The sequence below is a fragment of the Streptomyces longisporus genome, from assembly GCF_039532765.1.
In the GTDB taxonomy this organism is placed as follows: domain Bacteria; phylum Actinomycetota; class Actinomycetes; order Streptomycetales; family Streptomycetaceae; genus Streptomyces; species Streptomyces longisporus.
The window spans coordinates 257,045-280,041 of the sequence record NZ_BAAASG010000016.1; the positions used below are offsets into that span (position 1 = coordinate 257,045).

Below are 22,997 nucleotides of genomic sequence, written 5' to 3' on the forward strand. Positions count from 1 at the left end.
CCCGGGGACTACTCCCACTCGATGGTGCCCGGCGGCTTCGACGTCACGTCGAGGACGACCCGGTTGACGTCCGCGACCTCGTTCGTGATCCGGGTCGAGATCTTCGCGAGGACGTCGTACGGCAGGCGCGACCAGTCCGCCGTCATGGCGTCCTCGGAGGAGACCGGGCGCAGGACGATCGGGTGGCCGTAGGTCCTGCCGTCGCCCTGGACGCCGACCGAGCGGACGTCGGCGAGCAGGACCACCGGACACTGCCAGATGTCGCGGTCGAGGCCGGCCGCGGTCAGCTCCTCGCGGGCGATGGCGTCGGCCTCCCGGAGCAGGTCCAGACGCTCCTTGGTGACCTCGCCGACGATACGGATGCCGAGGCCCGGGCCGGGGAACGGCTGGCGCTGGACGATCTCCTCCGGCAGGCCCAGCTCCTGGCCGACCATCCGGACCTCGTCCTTGAACAGCTTGCGCAGCGGCTCGATGAGCTGGAACTCGAGGTCCTCGGGGAGGCCGCCGACGTTGTGGTGGGACTTGATGTTGGCGGTGCCGGTGCCGCCGCCGGACTCGACGACGTCCGGGTAGAGGGTGCCCTGGACCAGGAACTCCACCGCCGGGCCCTCGTCGGCGATGATCTCCGCCTGGGCCTGCTCGAAGACCCGGATGAACTCGCGGCCGATGATCTTCCGCTTCTCCTCGGGGTCGGAGACCCCGGCGAGCGCCTTGAGGAACCGCTCCTGCGCGTCCACGACCTTCAGCTGGACGCCGGTCGCGGCCACGAAGTCCTTCTCGACCTGCTCGGTCTCACCCTTGCGCATCAGGCCGTGGTCGACGTACACGCAGGTCAGCTGGGAGCCGATGGCCTTCTGGACGAGCGCCGCCGCCACGGCGGAGTCGACGCCGCCGGACAGACCGCAGATGGCGCGCCTGTCGCCGACCTGCTCGCGGATCGCGGCGACCTGCTCCTCGATGACGTTCCCGGTGGTCCAGGAGGGGGTCAGGCCCGCACCGCGGTACAGGAAGTGCTCCAGCACCTGCTGGCCGTGCGTCGAGTGCATGACCTCCGGGTGGTACTGGACGCCGTAGAGCTTCTTCTCGTCGTTCTCGAAGGCGGCGACCGGGACGACGTCCGTGGAGGCCGTGACGGTGAAGCCCTCGGGGGCGGCGGAGCAGGCGTCGCCGTGCGACATCCACACCGACTGCTCGTCCGGGGTGCCCTCGAAGAGGGTGGAGCCGGTCTTGGAGACATGCAGCGGAGTACGGCCGTACTCACGGGCGCCGGTGTTGTCGACGGTGCCGCCGAGGGTCGTGGCCATCAGCTGGAAGCCGTAGCACATGCCGAAGACGGGGACGCCGGACTCGAAGATCTCGCGGTCGAGACGCGGGGCGCCCTCCGCGTAGACCGACGAGGGGCCGCCGGAGAGGATGATCGCCGCCGGGTTCTTGGCGAGCATCTGAGCGACCGGCATGGTGCTCGGCACGATCTCGCTGTAGACCCGGGCCTCGCGGACGCGACGGGCGATGAGCTGGGCGTACTGCGCGCCGAAGTCGACGACCAGGACGGTGTCGGGAGCGGCGGCAGCGGGGGTCGCTGATGACACGGGGTGCCTTCCGGCGGTTGGGCGGGGTCTTTGCTTTCCGAGTCTACCGGGGTGGCCGTGTGGTGACCTCGCCGTCTACTGGGGGGCTGCCGCCCCCCGGACCCCCCTTCGGCCTGAACGGCCTCGTCCTCAAACGCCGGACAGGCTGTGTTGCCGGACCCGGCGCTGAAATCCGCGACCCCCGGTCTCACGATGCGAACCGGGTTGGACCGCATCGCCGGGCCGGGCATACTGGCCCCATGCTCACGCACCCGACCTTCCTCTTTACCTATGGCAACCGGCCCGCCGGCTGCCATGGTCGTGCTGCTTGAGCTACTGACAAGCGACTTCCCAGGCGCCCCGGGCCGACAAGGCCCGGGGCGCCTGTCGTTTTCCGGGTCCTGCCGCTCCGGGGCACCGCACCCCACCCACCGATGAGGAGCCCCCGACATGACCGCCACCGCTGCCGAGAAGAACGTCGCGGAGAAGACCGGCGCCCGTACCCCCGAGGCCGCCGGTGTGATCACCGGCGCGCGGGAGCGCATCGACGCTCTCGACGACCGGATCATCGGCCTGATCCAGGAACGGATGGCCGTCTCCGCCGTCATCCAGGAGGCCCGCATCGCCTCCGGCGGGCGGCGCGTGAACCTGTCCCGCGAGATGGAGGTCCTCGGCCACTACAGCGAGGCCCTCGGCAAGCCCGGCACCTCCCTCGCCATGACGATGCTCGAACTGTGCCGCGGTCGCATCTGAGTTCGCAGCCCCTTTAACCCGTACGGCGCGTGACCGCCCGGCGAACCCCTTCGTTGGTGGTGGTGTCCGTGCCAGCCAGGGACGGGCCCGAAAGAACCACGCGTGGCTTGCTGGAGTGATGAGACGTACGGGTCGTGCCGAACGTCGTGGGACCTCACTCCAGGGTTGTGACCGGACGGCAGGGGACAGCAGCCCGGTCACCCAAGTAAGCGGTCGGCCCCGGGGACGCCCGGGGCCGACCGGCGGAAAATGCAAAAATGCACAACCCTGGGTCAAACGGTTGCGTACGCCCCGTCCATCCAGCACGATGCGTAGAAAGCCCCCAAGTCCCGCCGCAGACAACTGCATTGCTTGCACTTCCGTACCGTCAGAGGTCGAGACCATCCGCGCGCCCCGAATGCGCCGGGGCGGCGACCCAGGGCACACAGGACAAGCGGCGCAACCCCCCGGCGCCGCTCCCCGGCACCGGCGCTGCCCTGACGTCGGTGCTGACGGAGAAGGGCCCCGCGGCCCAAGCCCGCGGGGCCCTTCGCATGTCCGTCAGACCCTGGACACCGTCCCGCAGCCCTTCGTGAGGCCGTCTTCGATGCCCTTGCTGCGGTCGTACGGGTCCGTCGTCGGGCCCGTGGGAGGGGCGCCGGTCGCGGTGTCCGACGTGAACCCCGGGTGCAGATAGCCGTCGTAGACATCACAGGCGGAGTTGCCGATGTCGCGGTCGTAGCGGCGGATGGTGATCTTGCCGGGGGTGACCTTGTAGCGGGCCGGGTCGGACATCTGGATGTCGAGGACGCGGCGCACGATGGTGCGGGTGACCTCCTTCGAGCCGTCGGTGCGGGCGACCGGGTAGACGAAGGTGTAGTCGGCGTGCACGGCGACGGAGGACTGTTCGCCGGCTGTGAAGGTGATGCGGCCGCGGGTCTTGATCACGTCGCCGACGAGTTTGATCTGCGCCGGGTCGAAGCGGCTGAACATGGACAGCGGGTCGTATTTCTCGTCCGGTTTGTTCAAGGACGTGTTGAGCCGCGCAAGAAGGTCCGTCTGCTGCGGCTCGATCACGCCGAGCGCGGTGGCGGGGCGTTCGCCGCGCAGGGTGGCCGAGTTGAGGTTCGCGTCGACCAGGAGGGTTCTGGTCTGCTGCAGGGCCTGCTCGACCTGGGCCTTGGAGAGCGTGCCGACGGGGGTCGCCTTCGGCAGGACGATGCCCGCCGCGCCGTCGGCCCAGCGCTCGGCCGGGGAGCCGGCGAACGGCCGGGCGAAGGAGGGGGTTTCGGAGTCGGCCGGGGAGGGCGCGGCGGTGGGGGCCGCGGTCTCCGCGGGAAGGGGAGAGGCGGAGGGGCCCGCGTGGCCCTTCGTGCCGAAGGGATCGCCGGGGATGACCGACGGCTTCACGGCCACGACGGCCACGGCAGCGGCGAGGAGGACGCCGAGCACCGGCCAGAAGCGGCGGCGCCGTTCGGGGCGGACCGGAGCGGCGCGCCAGCTCTCCGGGCTCTCGCCGCGCGCGTCCTGCTGCCGCAGCCGCTCGGTGACCATACGGGCGCGGGCGGAGGGCTCCTTGGGGGCGGTGGCGAGCTCCGCCTCGGTTTCCTTGAGGAACTTGTCCCACACGTCGTCGGGTATGGAAGGCTCCTCGCCGGAACCGGAACTCCGCTCGTCGGACGGTCTGTCGGCCACGACTCGGACGCCTTTCTGTCAGGACTCTTCGGGGCTGCTCGGGCTGAGAGGTGCTCGTCGGCGGCTGTCATGTGCATCGCCTGTCGAGCAGCAGAGCGTACGTGACCCGGCTGGCGCAAAGAATGGCGGCTTCGTGAACCGCCGAATGCCGACCGCAAGTGACGTAGGCCACATAAGAATTCAGTAAATGCCTGGGCAACCATTTACAGGCTTCACGGATCCAACCATGCGTACCAAGGGCCACACCCGCGCCCCACACGCGGAGCCCTTCCCATTGGACTGGACTCCCTTGAGGTTGTCATGAAGCTTCGTCGTGCCATGGGCGTCGCGGCCGCCACCGCGGTCCTCGCGCCCCTCGCGCTGCTGTCCGCGCCCGCCGCCTTTGCGGACGAGACGCCGGCCGCAGGCGCCACCGAGACCGTGTCCGAGACGCCCACCGAGACGCCGAGCGACACGGCCACGGCGACGCCGACGGACACCGGCCTGGCCACCGACACGGCCACCCCGACCGCCACGGCGACCAGCTCGACGCCGACCGCGACCCAGTCGGGCAAGCCCACGCCCTCCACGTCGGCCGAGCCGAGCGAGGACCCGTCGCCCTCCGGCGGACCGGTCGACGAGTGCAAGGACTCCAAGGTCGACGTCAGCATCACGGGCCTGCCGGGCAAGATCGCGGCGGGCAGCGGCTGGCACAAGTTCTCGCTGAACGTCCTGAACAACTCCGACTCCACGCTGAAGGACCTCGACTTCTTCGCGGGGGCCTCCCCCGACAAGAACGGCGAGGACCTGTTCAAGAGCAAGCAGGTCCGGCTCCAGGCGTGGAACCCGGCGGACAAGGTCTGGGAGAACCTCGACGAGGGCGGTTACGCGGTCGGTTACGTCGGCTACGCCGACGAACTGAAGCCCGACTACGAGATCGACATCCCGCTCCGGGTCGACGTCACCTCGTCCGCCCCGGTGGGCGCCGGCTTCTCGCTCGGCGCGACGATCTACGGCGACAGCGCCGGCGAGTGCACCGGCTACGGCGACGTCGCCTACAAGTTCCAGATCGTGGCCGGCGGCACGGACACGTCCGGCACCAAGCCGCAGGAAGGCGGCGAGGCCCCGGTCACGGACAAGAAGCCGTCCAGCACCACGCCGGAGGTCACCGGCAGCCTCGCCGCGACCGGCTCCAGCTCCGCCCTTCCGGTGATCGGCCTGGTCGGCGGTGTCGCCGTCGTCGCCGGTGCCGGTGCGGTGTTCGCGGTGCGTCGCCGTCGGGCCGGCGCGGGCGCGTAACGGCAGCTCACTGCAAGAAGAGAAGGACCCGCACTCGGAGGGGGGTGCGGGTCCTTCGCCGTGTGTCTGAGCGGCTACTTCCTCGGCGGCACGGCCGGCATCCCCAGGAACGGCAGCTTCAGTGCGCCGAAGGCGTCCGCCGGGACCGCGGGGGCCTTCGGCTCCACCGGCTTCAGGCGTTCGTACGCCGCTCCCTGCGCCGGGCGCGGGTCCTCCTCGCCCTTGTTGGGCCAGTACGACATCGCCCGCTCGGCCTGAGCGGTGATCGTGAGGGACGGGTTCACGCCCAGGTTGGCCGAGACCGCCGCGCCGTCCACCACCGAGATGCCGGGGTGGCCGTAGAGGCGGTGGTACGGGTCGATCACACCGGTCTCGCGCGAGCCGCCGATCGGGCAGCCGCCGAGGAAGTGGGCGGTGAGGGGGGTGCCCATGAGTTCGCCGACGTTCGAGCCCGCGAAGCCGTTGATGTCGGCGGCGATCGCGGACGCGCCCTCCGAAGCGGCCCTGATCTGCTTGGGGTTGGGGGCGCCGTGGCCCTGGCGGGCGGTGAGCAGGCCCTTCCCCACGCCGTCCGGCTTGAGGTACGTCGTCAGGGAGTTGTCCAGCGACTGCATCACCAGGCCGATGATGGTCTTCTCCGACCAGCGGCGGTTGGAGAGGGAGCGCAGTACGAGGACGGGGTGGCGGGCCGCGTTCGCGAGCCAGCCCATGACCCTCGACGAGCCCTCCGCGTACGGCACCTGCAGGATGGAGAGGCTGCCCATCGAGTTGGAGCCCTTGCCGTAGCGGACCGGCTCGATGTGGGTGTTCTCGTCCGGGTGGATGGACGAGGTGATGGCGACTCCCCGGGTGAAGTCGACCTTCGGTTGGCCGGTCGCCCTGCGGTAGCGGCGGTTGTCCGTCTGCGCGCCGACCAGCGCCTCGGAGTTCGTACGGGTGAGCTCGCCCAACTTGTCCGAGATGTACGGGAGTTGACCGCCCGCCTTCATGCGGTGCAGCAGGGTCTGGGTGCCGTAGGTGCCGGCGGCCAGGACCACCCGGCGGGCCTTGAAGGTGCGGCCCTTGGCCTTCTTCTTCTCGTCGGTGGGGAGGGTGGCGACGGCGTAGCCGCCCTGCGAGTCGTCCGTGATCGACACGACCGTCGTCATCGGGTGCACCACCGCGCCCGCCTTCTCGGCGAGGTAGAGGTAGTTCTCGTTGAGGGTGTTCTTCGCGCCGTGCCGGCAGCCGGTCATGCACTCGCCGCACTCGGTGCACGCCTTGCGGGCCGGGCCCGCGCCGCCGAAGTAGGGGTCGTCGACCTGCCCGCCGGGCGCCGCCTTCGCCCTCCCGTCCGCGTCCTTCCCGTCGCCGAAGAACACGCCGACCGGCGCCATGTGGAAGGTGTCGCCGACGCCCATCCGCTCGGCCGCGGCCTTCAGGTGCACGTCGGACGGGGTCATCGTCGGGTTCAGCCGTACCCCGAGCATGCGCTGGGCCTGGTCGTAGTACGGCTTCAGCTCCTCCTGCCAGTCCGTGATGTCACGCCACTGGGGGTCCTCGAAGAACGGCTTCGGCGGTACGTAGAGGGTGTTGGCGTAGTTGAGGGAGCCGCCGCCGACGCCTGCGCCGGCCAGGACCATGACATTGCCCAGCAGGTGGATGCGCTGGATGCCGTACATGCCGAGTTTCGGCGCCCAGAGGTAGTTCCTGAGGTCCCAGGAGTTCTTGGGGAGGGACTCCCGGGTGAAGCGGCGGCCGGCCTCCAGGACACCTACGCGGTAGCCCTTCTCCGTCAGGCGCAGGGCGGTCACCGAGCCGCCGAAACCCGATCCGACGACGATGACGTCGTAGTCGTAGGTGTCCTGTGACAACGTGCTCTCCTCGTTGAGAACGGGTGTTTCTACTTGAAGCGCAGGGCCTTCATCAGCCTGAGGCTGCGGCTCATGAACTGCGCGTACTTCTCGTCGTCCATGCCCAGCGACGGGGCCATCGGCAGGAGCCGCTGGTGGGCGACCGTCTGGGCCTCCGTGTACTTGAGGATGCCCTCGGAGCCGTGGCGGCGGCCGAGGCCGGAGTCCTTCATGCCGCCCATGGGCGACTGGACGCTGCCGTAGGCGGGGGCGTAGCCGTCGTTGACGTTCACGGTGCCCGTGCGCAGGCGGGAGGCGACCTCGCGGCCGCGGCTGCCGTTCTTCGTCCAGACCGAGGAGTTCAGGCCGTAGGGCGTGGAGTTGGCGTGCTCGATCGCCTCCTCGTCGGTCTTGAAGCGGTAGATCGAGACGACCGGGCCGAAGGTCTCCTCGGTGCAGACCGACATGGGCTCGGTCACGCCGTCGAGGATGGTCGGCTCGAAGAAGTACGGGCCGATGTCGGGGCGGGCGACACCGCCGGCGACGATCTTCGCGCCCTTCGCCACGGCCTCCTCGACATGGCGGGTGACGGTCTCCAGCTGGCGTTCGCCGACCAGGGAGCCCATGTCGGCGCCGTAGGCGAGGGACGTGCCGAGGCGCATGGCCTTGGTGCGGGTGGCGAAGCGCTCCAGGAAGGTGTCCGCGATCGACTCGTGGACGTACAGCCGCTCGATGGAGATGCACAGCTGGCCGGCGGAGGAGAAGCAGGCGCGGACGGCGCCCGCGGCCGCCTTCTCGATGTCGGCGTCGTCCAGGACCAGCATGGCGTTCTTGCCGCCGAGCTCCAGGGAGACGCCGACCAGGCGGGCGGCGGCGCCTTGGGCGACCTCGCGGCCGGTGCGGGTGGAGCCGGTGAAGGAGACGTAGTCGGCGTGCTTGACGACCTCGGGGCCGACGACCGGGCCCTCGCCGAGGACGACCTGGAAGACGTCGGCCGGCAGGCCCGCCTCGATGAGGAGGTCGCGGGCCCACAGGGCGGTCAGGCAGGTCTCGGTGTCCGGCTTCATGACGACCGCGTTGCCCGCCACGAAGGCCGGGAGGGCGTCGCCGACCGAGAGTTCCAGGGGGTAGTTCCACGGGGCGATCTGGCCGACCACACCGCGCGGGTGACGGAGCTCGGTGACCTTCGTCAGGGTCGGCATGGCGCCCGCGTGCCGCTTCGGCTTCAGGTAGGCGGCGGCCCGGCGGCCGTAGTGGCGGCTCGCCACCGCGACGGCCTGGACCTCCTCGTGGGCGTGCAGCCGGGCCTTGCCGGTCTCCAGCTGGATCAGGTCGAGGACCTCGGCCTGCCGGGCGAGGATCAGGTCGTGGAAGCGGAGCAGGACGGCCGCGCGCTGCCGGACCGGGGTCTTCGCCCAGACCGCCTGCGCCGCGCGGGCCGCGTCGAAGGCCTTGGCGACGTCCTCGGGCGTGGACTCGGGCAGGTCGGCCAGTTTCTCGCCGGTGAACGGCGTGTGGTTGGCGGTGCGTCCGGAGCCGACCACGCCCTTGGTGAGCTGCGCGATCAGCTCGGGGGTGACCACGTCGGCGGCGGTACGGGCGCCTTCGGGGGCGGGGGCGAGGGGGTTCGTGCCGGTCTTGGCCTCGGCATGCGCTTCCGTCATGAGCCGCAGGGTATGACGGCGCGGGGCCTTTGGGTACCCGTCGGTAACGCGGCTTCACGCAGTACACACACGCCGCCAGTGCTCACTGGCAAGGTTTGCGCTGATCAGGCGTTGTGCGCGGCCGGCGTGGACTGGTTCAGCTTTTTCCGATCACGAGGCGGTCACGTGCGCCCTTGAAGAGTGCGGTGCCCTTTTTCTCGGCCGGGGTGCCCTTGGGCATGTCCACGCGCAGTTCGTACATGCGCCCGTCGTCGGTGCGGATCATCAGCTGCATCACCCGTTCCGGGGTGCCGTCCAGACCGTAGGCGGTGTCGGCCTGGACGGCCTCGTTGCCGTGGAAGGTGGTGCGGGTGTACTGGGTGCGGGCGTCCCCGTTGTAGCTGTTCCAGTCGGCGTGCGCCTGCTGCGCCTGGGCCATCGGGGAGCGTGGGGCCTTGTCCCACTCGGTGAGGCGGATGGTGACCCTGCCGTCGGGCCCGTCGTACTCGACGAGACGGGGCGGGCGCGTGGCGCTGCCTTCCCTGGCGGACTCCTGGTACCGGCTCGGCAGGGCCAGCACTGCGTTCATTCCCTGCTCCCGGTGTGCGGTCCAGACGGTGGCGCCGGGACCGGGGGTCGCCTCGCGGGCCGGAGTCTCGGTGAGGGTGGCGGTCCGTTCGGTGACGCCACCGCTGTCGGTCTCGGCGAAGTAGGGGGTGCCGAGCCAGGCCCCGCCGACCAGCAGGACAGCGAGCGCGGCGAGGGAGGTGCGGCGGCGCAGGAGGGCGCGCTTCGGGGCCGGGACGGGGTGGGGGACGCTCGCGGTCGCGGGTTCGGCGGACGGCTCGGTGTCGGACGGGCCGGGGTCGGCGGACGGCTCGGATTCCGCCCGGGGCCCGGAGGTGGGTGCGGTGTCGGATTCCGGTACGGCCGGGGGGGCCGCCGCCTCCGCCGCAGGAGCCGGCGTGTCCGGCACCGGCGCCGCTCCCAGTCGTACGGTCCCCACGTCGTCGGCGAACTCCCGCAGTCCTGCCGTGCCCTGTACCGCCGTCGCGCCGAGGTCGACCTGCGGCACCGGCCAGCCCTCCGCCACCGCCTCCAGTACCGCGCCGGTCTCCTTCGCGCCCGGTCGCTGCTCCGGGTCCTTCACCAGCAGCCGGGCGATCAGCGGGCCGAGCGGTCCGGCCTGTTTCGGCTCGGGCGCGTCGGAGGCGATGACCGCGGCGAGCGTGGACTCCACCGTCGTACGCCGGAACGGGGAGACGCCCTCCACGGCCGCGTACAGCAGCACGCCCAGCGACCACAGGTCGGAGGCGGGACCGGCGCCCCGGCCCGACATCCGCTCGGGCGCGACGAACTCCAGGGAGCCGACGAACTCGCCGCTCACGGTGAGGGATTCCTCGCCCTGGACGTGGGCGATGCCGAAGTCGGTGAGGACGACCCGGCCATGGACGCCGAGCAGGACGTTGGCGGGCTTCACATCCCGGTGCACGATGCCGACGGCGTGCGCCGCGTCAAGGGCTCCGAGGACGGCGAGGCCGATGCGGGCGGCCTCGGAGGCCTCGACGGGACCGCGCTGGAGGACTTCGTGGAGGGACTCGCCGCGGATCAACTCCATGACGATCCAGGGCAGTCCGTCCTCCTCGACCACGACGTCATGGATGGAGACGGCGGCCGGGTGGTCGACGCGGGCGGCGGCGCGGGCCTCGCGGTAGAGGCGGTGGGCGGCCCGCCGGTGGTGCTCGTCCTCCGGGTCGCCGGGCAGCCGCGGCTGCTTGACGGCGACGTCCCGCTCCACGAGTTCGTCGTACGCCTGCCAGACGGTGCCCATGCCGCCGGAGCCGATGCGCTCGGTCAGCCGGTAGCGCCCGCCGAGCAGCCGACCTTCGCGCGTCCGTTCGCCGCCTGCACTCATGCCCCATGAGTACCTTGCGGAACGGGGACTTGTCGACGCGGGGCCTGTGTCACGGAGTCCAGCGGGCGAAGGCGAGGGCGTCGCCCCTTCGCCGCATTTCCACGACCCCCGAGCCGCCGAAGTGGGCCGGGACCAGCAACTCTCCCTCGTCCACGGCCCGTTCGAGCACCCGGCGGCGGCTGGTGGCCGCCTGCCCGGGGTCCAGGCAGAAGCAGCTGCTGCACTCGGGGTGCGGGATCTGGACCGGGCTGTGCAGCAAGTCCCCTACGAACACTGCCCGTTCACCGCGAGAGGCGACCCGCAGGACGGACGAGCCGGGGGTGTGGCCGGGGGCGGACTCCAGGGTGAGGTACTCGTCGATGCGGTGCTCGCCGTCCCACAACAGAGCCTGCCCGGACTTGTGCACGGGCGCGATGCTGTCCTGGTAGATCAGCCGGTCGTCCGGGCGTACACCGCCGCCGTACCCGCCGTCGGGGCCGAAGTGGTGGTCGTCGGCGGCCGGGAGGAGGTAGCCGGCGTTCGGGAACGCGGGCACCCAGCTGCCGTCCAGGTCGCGGGTGTTCCAGCCGACGTGATCACCGTGGATGTGGGTGTTCACGACGACGTCGACGTCCTCCGGGCGCACTCCGGCCTGCGCCAGACGCTCAAGGAAGTCGCCCTGCCGCCGATGGAAGAGGGCGTTGCCGGGCCGCTCGCGGCCGTTGCCCACGCCGGTGTCGACGAGGACGGTGCGGCCGGCGCTGCGGAGCACCCAGGTCTGCAGCGCGACCACGGCGCGGTCGCTGCCGGGCTCCCAGTGGTCCGGGACCAGCGCCTCCCGGTTGTCCCGCCACACCTCTGGGCCGATGCCCGGAACCAGGTCCCGGGCCGGGGCATAGGGCGCCCGCCACTCGACGACCCGGAGCACCTCGACGTCACCGACCATGAAACTCTGCACGTTCTCATCAGCCATGACAAGAACCTTAGAAGCGCTTCCATGAGCAACCCAATGCCTGTCCAGCTCATTCGGATACGCTTGCGTCTCATGGACGTGGTGAGTGACGCGATCTCCGCCGTGCGCATCGGGCAGCCCTCGTCGAACCGGCTGCGGGTCGCCGGCAGCTGGTGCACTCGGCTCGCCCCGTACGAGGGCGCGGGGTTCCATGTGGTCCTCGCGGGTGCCTGCTGGCTGCTGCCCGACGGGGGCGGCGAGCCGGTGACGCTGGGCGCCGGGGACGTCGTACTGCTGCCTCACGGGGCGGGACATGTGCTCGCGGACGCACCGGGCGATACGACGCGGGCCGTGCCGTTCGAGGAGATGAGACCGCCCGCGGGGGCGCCGGGCGGGCGTGAGGTGGAGTTGCTGTGCGGCAAGTACCGCCTCGACCGCAGCCGCGTGCATCCGCTGCTCGCGGAGCTGCCGCAGGTCGTCCATCTGCCGAACCGGGTCGGCTCCCATCCCGAACTGCGCGCTGCCGTGGACCTGTTGGCCCGCGAGCTCGACGAGCGCCGCCCGGGTTCCTGCCTGGCCCTGCCGAGCCTGCTCGATCTGCTGCTGATCTACATGGTGCGGGCGTGGACGACGGAGGCGGACACGGCGACGGGTGCCTGGCCGGCCGTGCTCAGCGACCCGGTGACCACGGCCGCCCTCCGCGCCCTGCACTCGGACCCGGCCGCCCCGTGGACCAACGACCGGCTGGCCGCCGAGGCGGGCGTCTCCCGCGCCACGCTGGCCCGCCGGTTCACGGCCCTGGTCGGCCGCCCGCCCATGGCGTATCTGACCTGGTGGCGGCTGACCCGCACGGCCACCCTCCTGCGCGACACCGACGCCCCGCTGGCCTCGGTGGCCCGCGAGTCGGGATACAGCAGCCCGTACGCCCTGTCGCACGCGTTCAGCAGGGAGTTCGGGGTGACGCCGGGTCGGTATCGGACGCAGGTGCGGCGGTGACCGCGGGTCAGAGCTTGTCGATGGCGAGATTCGCGATCGCCGCCTGCGCGACCTCGCGTCCGCGCGCGGTGAAGTCTCCCTTGCCCGGGTAGCTGACGATCAGCTTGTAGAGGTCACCGGCCGAGGACTTGTAGTAGAAGATCCGCACTTCGCGCGGGAGCGGGTGCTGACTGTCGTTGGTCTTGTAGGCCACCGTGTTCTCGGCGGACGGTTTGTTCTCGTACGTCGTCAGCCTGGTCTTCGTCTTCGTCTCCGGGCCGCCGGGCATGTTCAGCTCGTATGCGCCGCTCTGCTTGAACGTGCCGTTGTCGTCGTACATCTGGGCGGCCGCGGAGTCCTTGATGGTGCCGCCGGTGTCCTCGGACTTCTTCTGGAGGCTCAGGGTGATCCCGATCGCGCCGCTCAGGTCGCTGTAGGTGACCCAGTGGTTCTTGTCGGTCTTCCGGTCGGGCACCACCCGCTCGTAGTCGTCCGGTACCGCCAGCGTCGCGGCCACGTCGCTCTCGTGGTGCGTCTTCCAGCCGTCGGGCAACGGGCCCGCGAAGGGGTGCCCGATCACCAGGTACGCCGCCAGCGCCGCCGCGAGGGCGCCCGTGCCCGCCCCGATCCACGCCTTGCGGGCGAAACGGAACCCTTGGGTGACGATCCGTACAGGCTGCGTAGAGGGTACGGGAGCCGGCGGGTTCGCGGTCCGTTCCAGCAGCGCCCGGACCTGTGCGGCGTTCGGACGCCTCGCCGGGTCCTTCTGCAGCAGGCCGGTGATCAGCTCGGCCAGCGGTCCCGACGCCGAAGCGGGCGGTGCCGGAGTGGCGTTGAGGACCGACTGGAGGGTGGCCGGCGTGTTGCTGCGGCGGAAGGGGGAGACACCCTCCGTTGCCGCGTAGAGGACGACACCGAGGGACCAGAAGTCGGAAGCCGGGCCGGGGCGCCGGCCCAGCACGCGTTCCGGGGCGATGAATTCGGGCGAGCCGACGAAGCCGCCCGTGTCCGTCAGGCTGGTCTCGCCCTCGATCTGGGCGATGCCGAAGTCGGTCAGGACGACGCGGTCGTGGCGGCCGAGCAGCACGTTGTCCGGCTTGACGTCGCGGTGCAGGATGCCCGCCGCGTGCGCGGCCTCCAGCGCGCCGAGCACCTCCAGGCCGATCCTGGCGGCCTCGCGGGCGTCCAGCGTGCCCTCCTGGAGGGCGCTGCCGAGCGAGCGGCCCTGCACCAGCTCCATCACGATCCACGGCCGCCCGTCGACGACCGCCACATCGTGGACGGTGACGACCGCCGGGTGGTCGAGTCGGGCCGCGGCGCGGGCCTCGCGGCGCATCCGCTCATAGGCGTTGGCACGTTCGCGTTCGGGAAGGTGGTCCGGGACGCGGGGCTCCTTGACGGCGACCTCACGGTCGACGGTCTCGTCCTTGGCCCGCCACACCGTGCCCATGCCACCGTGACCGAGCTTGGCCAGCAGCCGGTAGCGGCCCGCGACGAGACGCCCGGCGCCGGGCTCGGACTGCCGAGGTCTGGGAGGTTGCAGAACAAAACTCGTCGTGTCATCGGACTCGTGGCCGACGCCCCCGCTGCTGCTCATGGACCATCCATATCGCGCCGGACGCTCACGCAGCCAGGGCCGGCGCATTCCGGTCACACACCCGTGACGTATCCCTGGGTAACCCCGGACCCGCGCCTCAACCGGCCGTGAACGTGTCCACCGCGACGTCGAAGTACTCCTTCGCCTCCCGCACCTTGCCGACCGGCGCCGACACCCACACGTCGTACATCCGGCCGCCCTCCTCCCAGCACAGGTCGTAGGTGTGCCGGGGGCCCTCGGCCGTGCTGAAGCCGTTCCAGGTGAACTCCCAGAGGGCGGCCGGTTGTCCGTGCTGGGTGGTCGGGGTGACCCGGCCGTCGTGGTAACCGGGGTTGGTGTCGGAGCCGTTGGCGGCGGAACGCCGCATCACCGCGAGCGGGCCGCCCGCGTCGGGATCGGTGGCCTTGATGCCGAGCCGGAAGGTCTCCCCCGGTGACAGGTAGAAGACGCGCTCGCCCTGCGGTGAGCGGGTGAAGTCCTCCGGTACGGCGAGGGAGAAGCCGGCCGGGTCCTCGGCGACGCGGTAGCCGGAGGGGGCGGAGGGGCGGGTCGCCGTGACGGGGGACTTGGACGGTGTGCGCGAGGGGCTCGGCGTTGTGGAGGTGGGTGACGGCGACCCGCTCGCCGAGGTCCGCGGCGCCGGACTCGTCGGCGTACCTCCCCCTTCGCCGCCCCGGTTCATGAGCAGCGCCGCCGCCGAGACCCCCGCCCCGGCCATCGCGGCGACCAGCAGCGCGGCCACCAGCACGCCCCGGGTGGACTGCCTGGTCTCCACGGTGGGCGACGGCGTCGGTGACGGCGTGGGCGGCGGCGCGGGCGTACGGGGCACGTCCTGCTCGGTGGGTGTGTAAGTAGGGGGCAGGGCCGGGGTGCGGCCGGTGTCGCGGTAGGCGCGCAGCATCCGCTCGGCCTGCGCCGCGTCCAGCCGGCGGTCGGGATCGCGCTCCAGCAGGCCCAGGACGACGGGCAGGAGCGGCTCGGCCTGCGCGGGCGGCCGTATCTCGTCGAACACGACGGCGTGCAGGATGCCGCCGAGCGAATCGCGCCGGAACGGGGACTCGCCGCTCAGCGCGGTGCACAGCAGCGCGCCCAGCGACCACAGGTCGGACTCGGGGCCGGTCCTCGCCCCGGACATCCGCTCCGGCGCGGTGTACTCGGGCGAGCCGACGAAGGAGCCGGTCTCGGTGAGCGTGGTGGCGCCCGCGACCTGCGCGATGCCGAAGTCGGTGAGCACGACCCGGTCCGTGCCGGACTCCAGCAGGACGTTGGCGGGCTTGATGTCGCGGTGCAGCACCCCGGCCTCGTGCGCCGTGCGCAGGGCGCTCAGCAGGGCGGCGCCGATCCGGGCGGCCTCGGCGGGGGTGAGCGGCCCGCGCCGGGAGATGCGGTCGGCGAGGGAGCCGCCGTCGATCAACTCCATGACGATGTACGGGCGTTCGTCGTGCTCGACGACATCGTGGACGACGATGATGTGCGGGTGGCGCAACTGGGCCACGGCACGCGCCTCGCGCAGGGTGCGGTCGCGCTGCCGCCTGGTCTCCTCCGCGGAGAGCGTCTCGTCGAGGTCGAGGGGGAGCTCCTTGACCGCCACCTGCCTGCCGAGCAGCTCGTCGGTCGCCCGCCACACCACACCCATGCCACCGCGCCCGAGTCTCGCCTCGAGCCGATAACGGCCCGCGATGACACGGACGCCTTCCCCCTCGGTCCCCATGCGCCCCATCATGCCCCACCGGACGGATGTGCTCCGGGGCGGTGACCGGCCAACCCCCGTCCGGCCCAACGGTTACTGGGAGGTCTTCTCCTGCCAGCCCTGCAGGACCCACCTGAACTGCTTGCTCGTGGTGGCCCAGTCGGCTGCGGGCGACGAGATGTAGATCGCGTACTCGGTGCCGTCCCCGGACATGTACGTCTCCTCGACGGCGCGGCGCGGACCGGGGAAGGGCACCTCCTGCTGCCCCTCCAACGCGGTCCAGGTGTACTCCCAGACGGAGCCGGGCCGGTCGCGGTAGATGTTCGATTCCAGCCGCACCCGGTGGTAGTCGGCGAAGCGCCGCTGGAGCTGGTGGTCCAGGCTCACCTGGTGGGAGTAGGCGTCCTTGAAGTCCGGTGCGGTGTCCATGGCGATGCGGACGAAGTGCTTGCCGTGGTCGGGTGTGTAGTCGACCTGCCTGATCTCGCCGGAGACGCCGAAGACCTTCCGGCTCCAGCCCTTGGGCAGGTAGAGGCTGAAGCCCCAGGGGTCGTCGTAGCGCTGCCATGCGGCAGGAACGGTTCCGTTGGCGCTCGGGCTGGGCGAGTTCGTCGGCGTCGGGCTCTGTGTCGTGGAGGTGCCGGCTGTGCCGCTCGGCGTGCCCTCGTCCCGCGACTGGAGTGCCACGGCGGCGCCTGCGCCGACGATCGCCGCGAAGGCGATCGCGAGGACGACGGTACGCAGTCGTCGGCGTTTCGGCGCGGGGCCGGTGCTCGTCCGGTGTTCCGGGCCCAGCCCGGTCGGCCCGATCGACGTCGGCCCGGTCGTCGGCGGGTACGGCGTGCCGGAGCCCGTCTGCGGTCCTGTGCCGGGGCCGGTGCCCGTGGCGGCGGTTCCGGTCTCGTAGCGGGAGCCGGTGTGCTGGGTCGGCACGTACGCCTGCGCCGCGTTCGACCGCCGGCCCTCCGCCGCCTCGGCGAGCATCTGCTCGGCCTCGGCCGCGGACGGCCGTGCGGCGGGATCCTTGTGCAGCAGCGCGGCCATGACGGGCCCGAGCGGACCGGCGTGCTGCGGATCGGCGGCATTCTCCTCCACGACCGCCTGCATGGTGGACAGCGGCGAGGTGCGGCGGAACGGCGACCTGCCCTCCACCGCCGTGTACAGCGTGGCACCGAGCGCCCACAGGTCGGAGGCGGGGCCCGGGTCGTGGCCGCGGACCCGCTCGGGGGCGAGGTAGTCGACGGAGCCGACGACCTCTCCGGTGCGGGTGATCGTCGTGTCGCCCTCGATCTGGGCGATGCCGAAGTCGGTGAGCAGGACGCGGCCGTCGTGGCCGATGAGTACGTTGCCGGGCTTCACGTCGCGGTGCAGCACTCCGGCGGCGTGCGCGGCGCGCAGCGCGCGCAGCACCCACAGTCCGATGCGCGCGGCCTCGGCCGGCTCGACGCGCCCCCGTTCCTTGACCGCGTCGGCCAGCGAGTAGCCCTCGACCAGCTCCATCACGATCCACGGGCGGCCGTCGTGTTCGAGCACGTCGTGCACGGTGACCACGGCGGAGTGGTTGATGCGCGCGGCGGCGCGCGCCTCCGCCCGGGTGCGCGCGAGCAGCCGCTCCTGTTCGCTCTCGGACACATAGAGCGCGGCGGTCAACTCCTTGATGGCGACAGCACGGTGCAGCACCTCGTCGTGTGCGCGCCACACGCGGCCCATGCCGCCGCTGCCGATCGAGTCGGCGAGCCGGTAGCGGCCCGCGACAAGCTGGCCCTGCATCTGATTCACGTTGCCCCGCAATGCTCTTGACAGGGTCAGACTAAGGACCGGTCCGTCAACAGGGAACAAGGGGGGTCCCAAGGAGACCGCACTGTGACGGTTGTCGCTTCGGTGCGCAGGACGCAACCATGCGGCCCTTCACGGGCTGTTCACAAACGGGATCAGCCGGTCACCTGATAGGTGGACGACGCCTGCTCGTACAGCTTCGTCACCTCGTCCCGCTGCGACTCGGGACCGCGCACCTGCACGATGTGGTACCGCCCGCCGATGAGCATCACGAGGTTGCGCACATACAGGTCGTTCCCGCTGTCGTCGGTCCAGGTGAACTGTCCTTCGGCCATGGTCCGGGTCCCCACCGTGACGGTGCGCAGCCCGGTCGCGGTGGCCCAGCTGGAGCTGCGGTACGGCTGCAACTCGTGCTCCGTGTCCCGCTGGTACGCCATGGGGTCGCTGCCGTAGGTGACCGCGCCGTCGCGTCCCTTCACGACGATGAGCTCGAAGGCGCCGTGCGAGTACACCACCTGGTTCCAGTCGTTCTTTCCGGCCCGGGACCAGCCCTTGGCCACGGCGATCCGGAAGCCCTCCGGGTCGTTGCGCAGCGTGAAACCGTCGGCGACGGCCGTCCCGCTGGTCTGGCTCTCCGTCGCGGTCGCCGAATTCGAGGGGCTGTCCTCGGACTTGGGCGAGGTCTGATCGGGGCGTGGCTGGCTGCTCGCGCCCTTGCCCGACTGCCCGGGCGCGGGGCTGACCTCCCCCGCACTGCCGGTACGGTCGCTGCCGGCGTCCTTCTGCCCGGCCTTCGGCATGAAGAGCACGGCGTACGCGACCGCCGCGGCCAGCACGAGCAGTATCAGCACCAGCAGGGTGCGGCCGAGGCTGCGCGGCGAACGCGCCTGCTCCCTGGCCCGCTTGTGCCGTCCGTGCGCGCTGGTCGCGGGCAGCCCGGCGCGCCGCCTGCGCACCAGCTCGCCCCGCCGCCGTACGACGGGCAGCCGGCTGGCGTCGGCGGGCGGCGCAGCGATGACATGCGCACCGGCGTCGGGTTCGGGCGCGGACCGCACGAGGGACCGCAGCCAGCCCCTGAGCTCCTCGAAGTCCAGCCGCTCGGTCGGGTCCTGACGCAGCAGCGACTCCACGACCGGCCGCAGCGGCCCGCACTCCTCCGCGAAGGCGGGCGGCTCGGCGCACACCATCTGCACCAGCTCGGCCGTCGACTCCTCCGGATACGGCGCATGCCCCTGTACGGCCCTGAACAGCAGCGCCCCGAGCGCCCACAGGTCGGTCGCGGGTCCGATGGGCGCCGCCAGCTGCCAGTTCTCGTGCACGGGCCCGGCCTGCTCCGGCGCCCACCGCTCCGTCACGGGCCCCACCACGGCCATCCGCGCCTGCCTGGCCCGCTCGGCGGCGAGCGGGGTGGCGGGGCCGCGCGGGGCGGGGGTGCCGGCCACGAGGTCGTCCCAGCGGCCGGACGGCGCGGCACCGGGCGGGAGCGGGGCGGAAGCATGGGAGCCGGGTGCCGGAACGCCGGTCGGGGGAGCCTTGTCGAGGCGAGGGGTCGGAACGCCGGAGGCCGAAAGAGCACCGGCGCCCGGCGCCGAGGTACCGCCGTTGCCGTAGGGGCTTCCGCCGGCGTAGGAGCCGCCGTCGCCCGGCGGGAGTGCCGTACGACCGCCCTGGCCCGGGAGACCGGCCGCCTCACCACCCTCGACGGTCGGTGACCCACTGGCTCCGCTGCGGGGCGCGGCCCCGTGCCAGGCACTCACTCCGTACGGGTCGGCTATCTGCCCCGGCGGGTTCGTGGTGCCGTTGGCCTGTGAGGCGGGGCCGCCCTCGGGCGCGGAACGGGCGCCGGGCAGCGCCGCCCGCCCGCTCTGCTGCGCCTCCTGAACCCTGGCCGCGGCCCGGGCACCCGCCCGGTACGCGGCGATCGCCCCGGCCCGCGCGGCCCGGATGTCCCCGCCGGTCTCCAGGGCCTTGGGCGCGAGCGCACCCGGCGCCCCCGCCCCGTTCGCCGTGTCCGGCCCGGCGCTCGGCAGCCCCCCGGCCGTACGCGCCCGGATGGCGGCACGCCGAGCGGCCTCGGGGTCGCCGCTGCCGGGACCGCCTTGAGCACCCTGGAATCCAGGGGAGCCCTGAGGACTCTGTGCAGCGCCTGGCAGACCCGGCTCACCCGCGGAACCGCCCGCAGCTCCGAACCCGCCGTCCCCGTCGCCCTCCGGAGCCGGCACCGGGTCGTACCCGCACAGCGCCTCCTCCGCCGCCCCGACCGCGAGCCCGGTGAGCATCACCCGGCCGTCGTCGCAGACCAGCACCGTACGGGCGGTGATGTTCCGGTGCACCCAGCCATGGGCGTGCAGCACCCGCAGCGCCATCAGGACGTCGGAGGCCACCTCGGCCGCCCGATACGGCGTGAGGGGCTTCTCGGCGAGCAGCGCCGCGAGCGGCCGCGCCGACACCAACTCGCTGACGATCCACAGCGAACCGCCCTCGGCGAACACGTCGAAGACCTGGTCGAGCCGCGGATGGTCGGGGATCTGCGCCGCTGCCTGCGCGGCCTCGACCGCACGCCGTACCGCAGGGTCGGTGGGCCGCCGCACCCCGGTGCGCGCCGCGGACCGGCCGCTCCCCCGCTGCCGCGGGTCACGCGCCGTGAACCCGTCCGGCAGCCCCTCCGCGTCGAGCACCTCCGCCTCGACGACTTCCGGCAACGGCACCTGCCTGACCAGGACTTCCTGACCGCTGTAGGTGTCGAAGGCGCGGGTGTCGGTGAGTTCGTACTCGTCGGCGGGTGGCAGCGGCAGGCGGTAGCGGTCGGCGAGAACTCGTCCCGCATAGTCGTCCACGTTGCCTCCCCCGGCCGCCCGGTTGGTCAATTCCGTTCGCCTTGCGCCCCGTTCCGCACCCATACCTGGATGCGTACGGTCCGCAAACACTCACGATACGTGCCGGAGGCAACCCGCAATGAGGGGATGCCAGATCTCACGGCTCAAACACGGGTTCGGTCACCTCACGACTTGGGTTCGAACGTCTTCGCGAGGGTGTCCCAGGTGGCCTTACGCAGGTCACTGTCCCAGTTCGCGGCTTTCGCCGTGTACATCAGCGCATAACCGAGATGCTCATTGACGACGAACCCGCGATCGATCGTCCGGTACTCCGTCCCGCTCTCCACATAGGTGAACTCCCAGTCGGCCGTGTTCCAGCCGCGGTAGTCCACCTGCTCTATCCGGATCTTCTGGTACTGCGAGCGCGTCATGTAGCGCTCCTGGTCCTTCCAGTCGGCCACCGGGTCGCCCTTGGGCGTGGACGTCCAGGCGACGAGCAGCTTCTGCCCGTCGGGCCCGGTGAACCGGTCCCCGGCGGAACTCGCCGACTGGTACTTCCACCCCTTGGGCAGTCCTATCGAGTACCCCTGGCTCCCCGTGTACTTCGTCCGCACCGCGCCGTCGTCCCCGGACGACCCGCCCGCTCCCGCGCTGCTCCCGCCGGACGCGGTCGGGCTGTTGCTGGGAGTGCTGCCGTCCGTCGACGCCGACCCGGACTGCGAGCCGGCTCCGTCCGCACGGGTGCCGCCGCTGGTGTCCTCCTTGGTGCGGGCACCGGCGGAGGCACTGGCCGCGGCCTTCCCGCCGCTGCTCTTCCCGCCGTTCGAGCTCTTGCCGTCCCCGCCGAGCACGATGGCCAGCACGGTCCCGACCACGGCGAGCACGACCACCACCGCGATGATCACCAGCGTCCGCTTCGGCACCACGTCGGTGAGCGGTGCCCTGGGCACGGGCCGCGGCGGCAGATCCGGCGGCGGCACGACCGGCCACCCCGAACTGCGCCCACCTGCCTGCGCATTCGCCCCTTGCGTCCCGCTCTCCCGCCCCGCGGAGTCTGCACCGGCCGACGAGGCCGAGGCACCGGCGGAACCCGAAGCCGCGGATGAACCGGAACCGGCAGCGGTACCGGAAGGCGCCTTGGCACCCGAAGCCGAGGACTGCACCGGCGCGGACGGCGACGCGGCCGCCCGCGGAGCCGGAGGCACCGCAGGCATCGGAGTCGTCGCAGCGGGAGGGGCCGGAGGAGCAGAAGGCGCCGGGGGAGCAGAGGAAGCGGCCGCACCCGACGCCCCGCCGGACCCCGAACCGCCCGTACCGCTCCCCGACTTGCCGCGCGTCGCAGCCGCCGATCCGGCCGCTGCTCCCGCCGCCACGGCGGCCTTCCGCACGGAACGCAGCGCCCCGCGCAGCTTCTCCGCCGCCTCCTCGCCCCGCTTGCTTCCGGAGCCGCCCGAACTGCCCTTGCCCTTGGGCGCATCGGGCTGCACCGGCAGCGGCACCACCCGCGTCGCGTCCAGCGGCGGCTCCGGCTCGGCCTCCTTCGGCTCGGGCGCGTGGATCACGCGGTTGAGCATCGCCCGCGCACCCGCGTCGTCGAGCCGCTTGGCGGGATCCTTGGTCAGCAGCCCGTAGATGACGTCCCTCAGCGGCCCCGCGTTCTTCGGCTCCTCCATCGGCTCGGTCATCACCGCGGTGAGGGTGGCGATCGCGGAACCCTTGTCGTACGGCGGCACGCCCTCGACGGCCGCGTACAGCAGTCCGCCGAGCGACCACAGGTCGGCCGCGGGGCCCGGCTTGTGACCGCGGGCCCGCTCCGGGGAGATGTAGGAGGGCGCGCCGACGAGCATGCCGGTCGAGGTGATGGACGGATCGCCCTCGACCTGGGCGATACCGAAGTCGGTGAGCACGACCCGGTCGGTGTCGGACTCCAGAAGCACGTTGGACGGCTTCACGTCACGGTGCAGGATGCCCTCGCGGTGCGCCGAGCGCAGCACGTCGAGGATCGCAAGACCGACCTCGGCCGCCCGCTTCGGCTCCAGCAGGCCGTCCTCCCGGATGACCTCGGCGAGCGACTTGCCCTCGACGAGTTCCATCACGATCCACGGCCGGTCGTCCTCCTCGACCACGTCGAAGACCGTCACCGCGCTGTTGTTGCGGATCCGCGCGATCGCCTTGGCCTCGCGCAGCGTCCGCGTGATCAGCCGCCGTTTCTCGTCCTCGTCGATGTTCGACGGGAACCGCAGCTCCTTGACGGCGACCGTCCGGCCCAGGGTCTCGTCCTCGGCCCGCCACACCGTGCCCATGCCGCCGCGGCCGAGCACCCTCCCCAGCCGGTACCGCCCGGCGAGAAGACGCTCGCTGTTGTCCTGACGAGTGTCCTGACGAGATGTCCCCGCCCGCTCCGCCTCCGACATGCGTCCCCTCATGCAACCCGCCCTGACAGAGCCTCCATTGTCCCTCACCCGACAAGTGCCCGACGCCCAGGGTGCCCGTGGGGCCGTACGAGGAGCCCGTGCACCCGGGACCCCGCCGGGCCGCGCGTCGCGGCA

The 22,997-nt window shown here is 71.8% G+C and carries 14 protein-coding genes; 3 read left to right on the plus strand and 11 right to left on the minus strand.

All coding sequences use genetic code 11. The features are described from left to right. Positions 1 to 8: 8 nt before the first annotated feature. Entirely contained in the window at positions 9 to 1,589 is a 1,581-nt protein-coding gene (gene guaA / locus ABD355_RS33200; protein ID WP_344404596.1) for a glutamine-hydrolyzing GMP synthase, read from the minus strand. A gap of 429 nt (positions 1,590 to 2,018) precedes the next feature. Between guaA and ABD355_RS33205 the strand changes: the two genes are divergently transcribed. Beyond that, positions 2,019 to 2,321 carry a chorismate mutase gene (locus ABD355_RS33205; protein WP_344404597.1) on the plus strand — a complete coding sequence of 101 codons (303 nt, stop codon included), beginning with the start codon at positions 2,019 to 2,021 and terminating at the stop codon, positions 2,319 to 2,321. 540 nt (positions 2,322 to 2,861) lie between these two features. Here the strand turns inward: ABD355_RS33205 and ABD355_RS33210 are convergent. Beyond that, positions 2,862 to 3,995 carry a hypothetical protein gene (locus ABD355_RS33210; protein ID WP_344404599.1) on the minus strand — a complete coding sequence of 378 codons (1,134 nt, stop codon included), beginning with the start codon at positions 3,993 to 3,995 and terminating at the stop codon, positions 2,862 to 2,864. A 300-nt stretch (positions 3,996 to 4,295) separates the two neighbouring features. Here ABD355_RS33210 and ABD355_RS33215 point away from each other — a divergent pair, with 300 nt between their 5' ends. Beyond that, positions 4,296 to 5,273 carry an LPXTG cell wall anchor domain-containing protein gene (locus ABD355_RS33215; RefSeq protein WP_344404600.1) on the plus strand — a complete coding sequence of 326 codons (978 nt, stop codon included), beginning with the start codon at positions 4,296 to 4,298 and terminating at the stop codon, positions 5,271 to 5,273. A 74-nt stretch (positions 5,274 to 5,347) separates the two neighbouring features. Here ABD355_RS33215 and ABD355_RS33220 read toward each other — a convergent pair whose 3' ends face one another. The 4 genes from ABD355_RS33220 to ABD355_RS33235 all read right to left on the minus strand — a co-directional run bounded on the left by ABD355_RS33220 (position 5,348) and on the right by ABD355_RS33235 (position 11,615). Then, positions 5,348 to 7,126 (minus strand): GMC family oxidoreductase N-terminal domain-containing protein, encoded by a 1,779-nt coding sequence (locus tag ABD355_RS33220; protein WP_344404601.1) that lies wholly within the window; start codon positions 7,124 to 7,126, stop codon positions 5,348 to 5,350. Positions 7,127 to 7,155: 29 nt separating this feature from the next. Continuing rightward, entirely contained in the window at positions 7,156 to 8,769 is a 1,614-nt protein-coding gene (locus tag ABD355_RS33225) for a succinic semialdehyde dehydrogenase (RefSeq protein ID WP_344404603.1), read from the minus strand. Positions 8,770 to 8,905: 136 nt separating this feature from the next. Next, a complete protein-coding gene (locus tag ABD355_RS33230) occupies positions 8,906 to 10,663 on the minus strand; it encodes a serine/threonine-protein kinase (RefSeq protein ID WP_344404604.1) in 1,758 nt (585 codons plus the stop codon). A 49-nt stretch (positions 10,664 to 10,712) separates the two neighbouring features. Continuing rightward, the gene (locus tag ABD355_RS33235; protein WP_344404605.1) at positions 10,713 to 11,615 is read right to left on the minus strand and encodes an MBL fold metallo-hydrolase; all 903 of its coding nucleotides are present in this window, start codon (positions 11,613 to 11,615) and stop codon (positions 10,713 to 10,715) included. Positions 11,616 to 11,687: 72 nt separating this feature from the next. On the opposite strand from ABD355_RS33235, the gene ABD355_RS33240 reads away from it, so the two are divergent. Next, positions 11,688 to 12,590, plus strand: coding sequence for an AraC family transcriptional regulator (locus tag ABD355_RS33240; RefSeq protein WP_344404606.1), 903 nt, complete (start codon positions 11,688 to 11,690; stop codon positions 12,588 to 12,590). Positions 12,591 to 12,597: 7 nt separating this feature from the next. Here ABD355_RS33240 and ABD355_RS33245 read toward each other — a convergent pair whose 3' ends face one another. From ABD355_RS33245 to ABD355_RS33265, 5 genes are all read right to left on the minus strand, one after another. Then, entirely contained in the window at positions 12,598 to 14,166 is a 1,569-nt protein-coding gene (locus ABD355_RS33245) for a serine/threonine-protein kinase (protein ID WP_344404608.1), read from the minus strand. Positions 14,167 to 14,263: 97 nt separating this feature from the next. Beyond that, positions 14,264 to 15,877 (minus strand): serine/threonine-protein kinase, encoded by a 1,614-nt coding sequence (locus ABD355_RS33250; RefSeq protein WP_344404609.1) that lies wholly within the window; start codon positions 15,875 to 15,877, stop codon positions 14,264 to 14,266. A 72-nt stretch (positions 15,878 to 15,949) separates the two neighbouring features. After that, entirely contained in the window at positions 15,950 to 17,626 is a 1,677-nt protein-coding gene (locus ABD355_RS33255; RefSeq protein ID WP_344404611.1) for a serine/threonine-protein kinase, read from the minus strand. A 161-nt stretch (positions 17,627 to 17,787) separates the two neighbouring features. Further along, positions 17,788 to 20,469, minus strand: coding sequence for a protein kinase (locus ABD355_RS33260; protein WP_344404612.1), 2,682 nt, complete (start codon positions 20,467 to 20,469; stop codon positions 17,788 to 17,790). Between the two features lie 164 nt (positions 20,470 to 20,633). Then, the gene (locus tag ABD355_RS33265; protein ID WP_344404707.1) at positions 20,634 to 22,862 is read right to left on the minus strand and encodes a serine/threonine-protein kinase; all 2,229 of its coding nucleotides are present in this window, start codon (positions 22,860 to 22,862) and stop codon (positions 20,634 to 20,636) included. Between the last annotated feature and the right edge of the window lie 135 nt (positions 22,863 to 22,997).

Coding starts and splice junctions, on each gene's coding strand:
- ABD355_RS33235 (WP_344404605.1), bottom strand. CDS start 11,615: ATGGCTGATGAGAACGTGCAGAGTTTCATGGTCGGTGACGTCGAGGTG.
- ABD355_RS33240 (WP_344404606.1), top strand. CDS start 11,688: ATGGACGTGGTGAGTGACGCGATCTCCGCCGTGCGCATCGGGCAGCCC.
- ABD355_RS33225 (WP_344404603.1), bottom strand. CDS start 8,769: ATGACGGAAGCGCATGCCGAGGCCAAGACCGGCACGAACCCCCTCGCC.
- ABD355_RS33265 (WP_344404707.1), bottom strand. CDS start 22,862: ATGTCGGAGGCGGAGCGGGCGGGGACATCTCGTCAGGACACTCGTCAG.
- ABD355_RS33230 (WP_344404604.1), bottom strand. CDS start 10,663: ATGAGTGCAGGCGGCGAACGGACGCGCGAAGGTCGGCTGCTCGGCGGG.
- ABD355_RS33255 (WP_344404611.1), bottom strand. CDS start 17,626: ATGCAGGGCCAGCTTGTCGCGGGCCGCTACCGGCTCGCCGACTCGATC.
- ABD355_RS33205 (WP_344404597.1), top strand. CDS start 2,019: ATGACCGCCACCGCTGCCGAGAAGAACGTCGCGGAGAAGACCGGCGCC.
- ABD355_RS33250 (WP_344404609.1), bottom strand. CDS start 15,877: ATGGGGACCGAGGGGGAAGGCGTCCGTGTCATCGCGGGCCGTTATCGG.
- ABD355_RS33245 (WP_344404608.1), bottom strand. CDS start 14,166: ATGAGCAGCAGCGGGGGCGTCGGCCACGAGTCCGATGACACGACGAGT.
- ABD355_RS33215 (WP_344404600.1), top strand. CDS start 4,296: ATGAAGCTTCGTCGTGCCATGGGCGTCGCGGCCGCCACCGCGGTCCTC.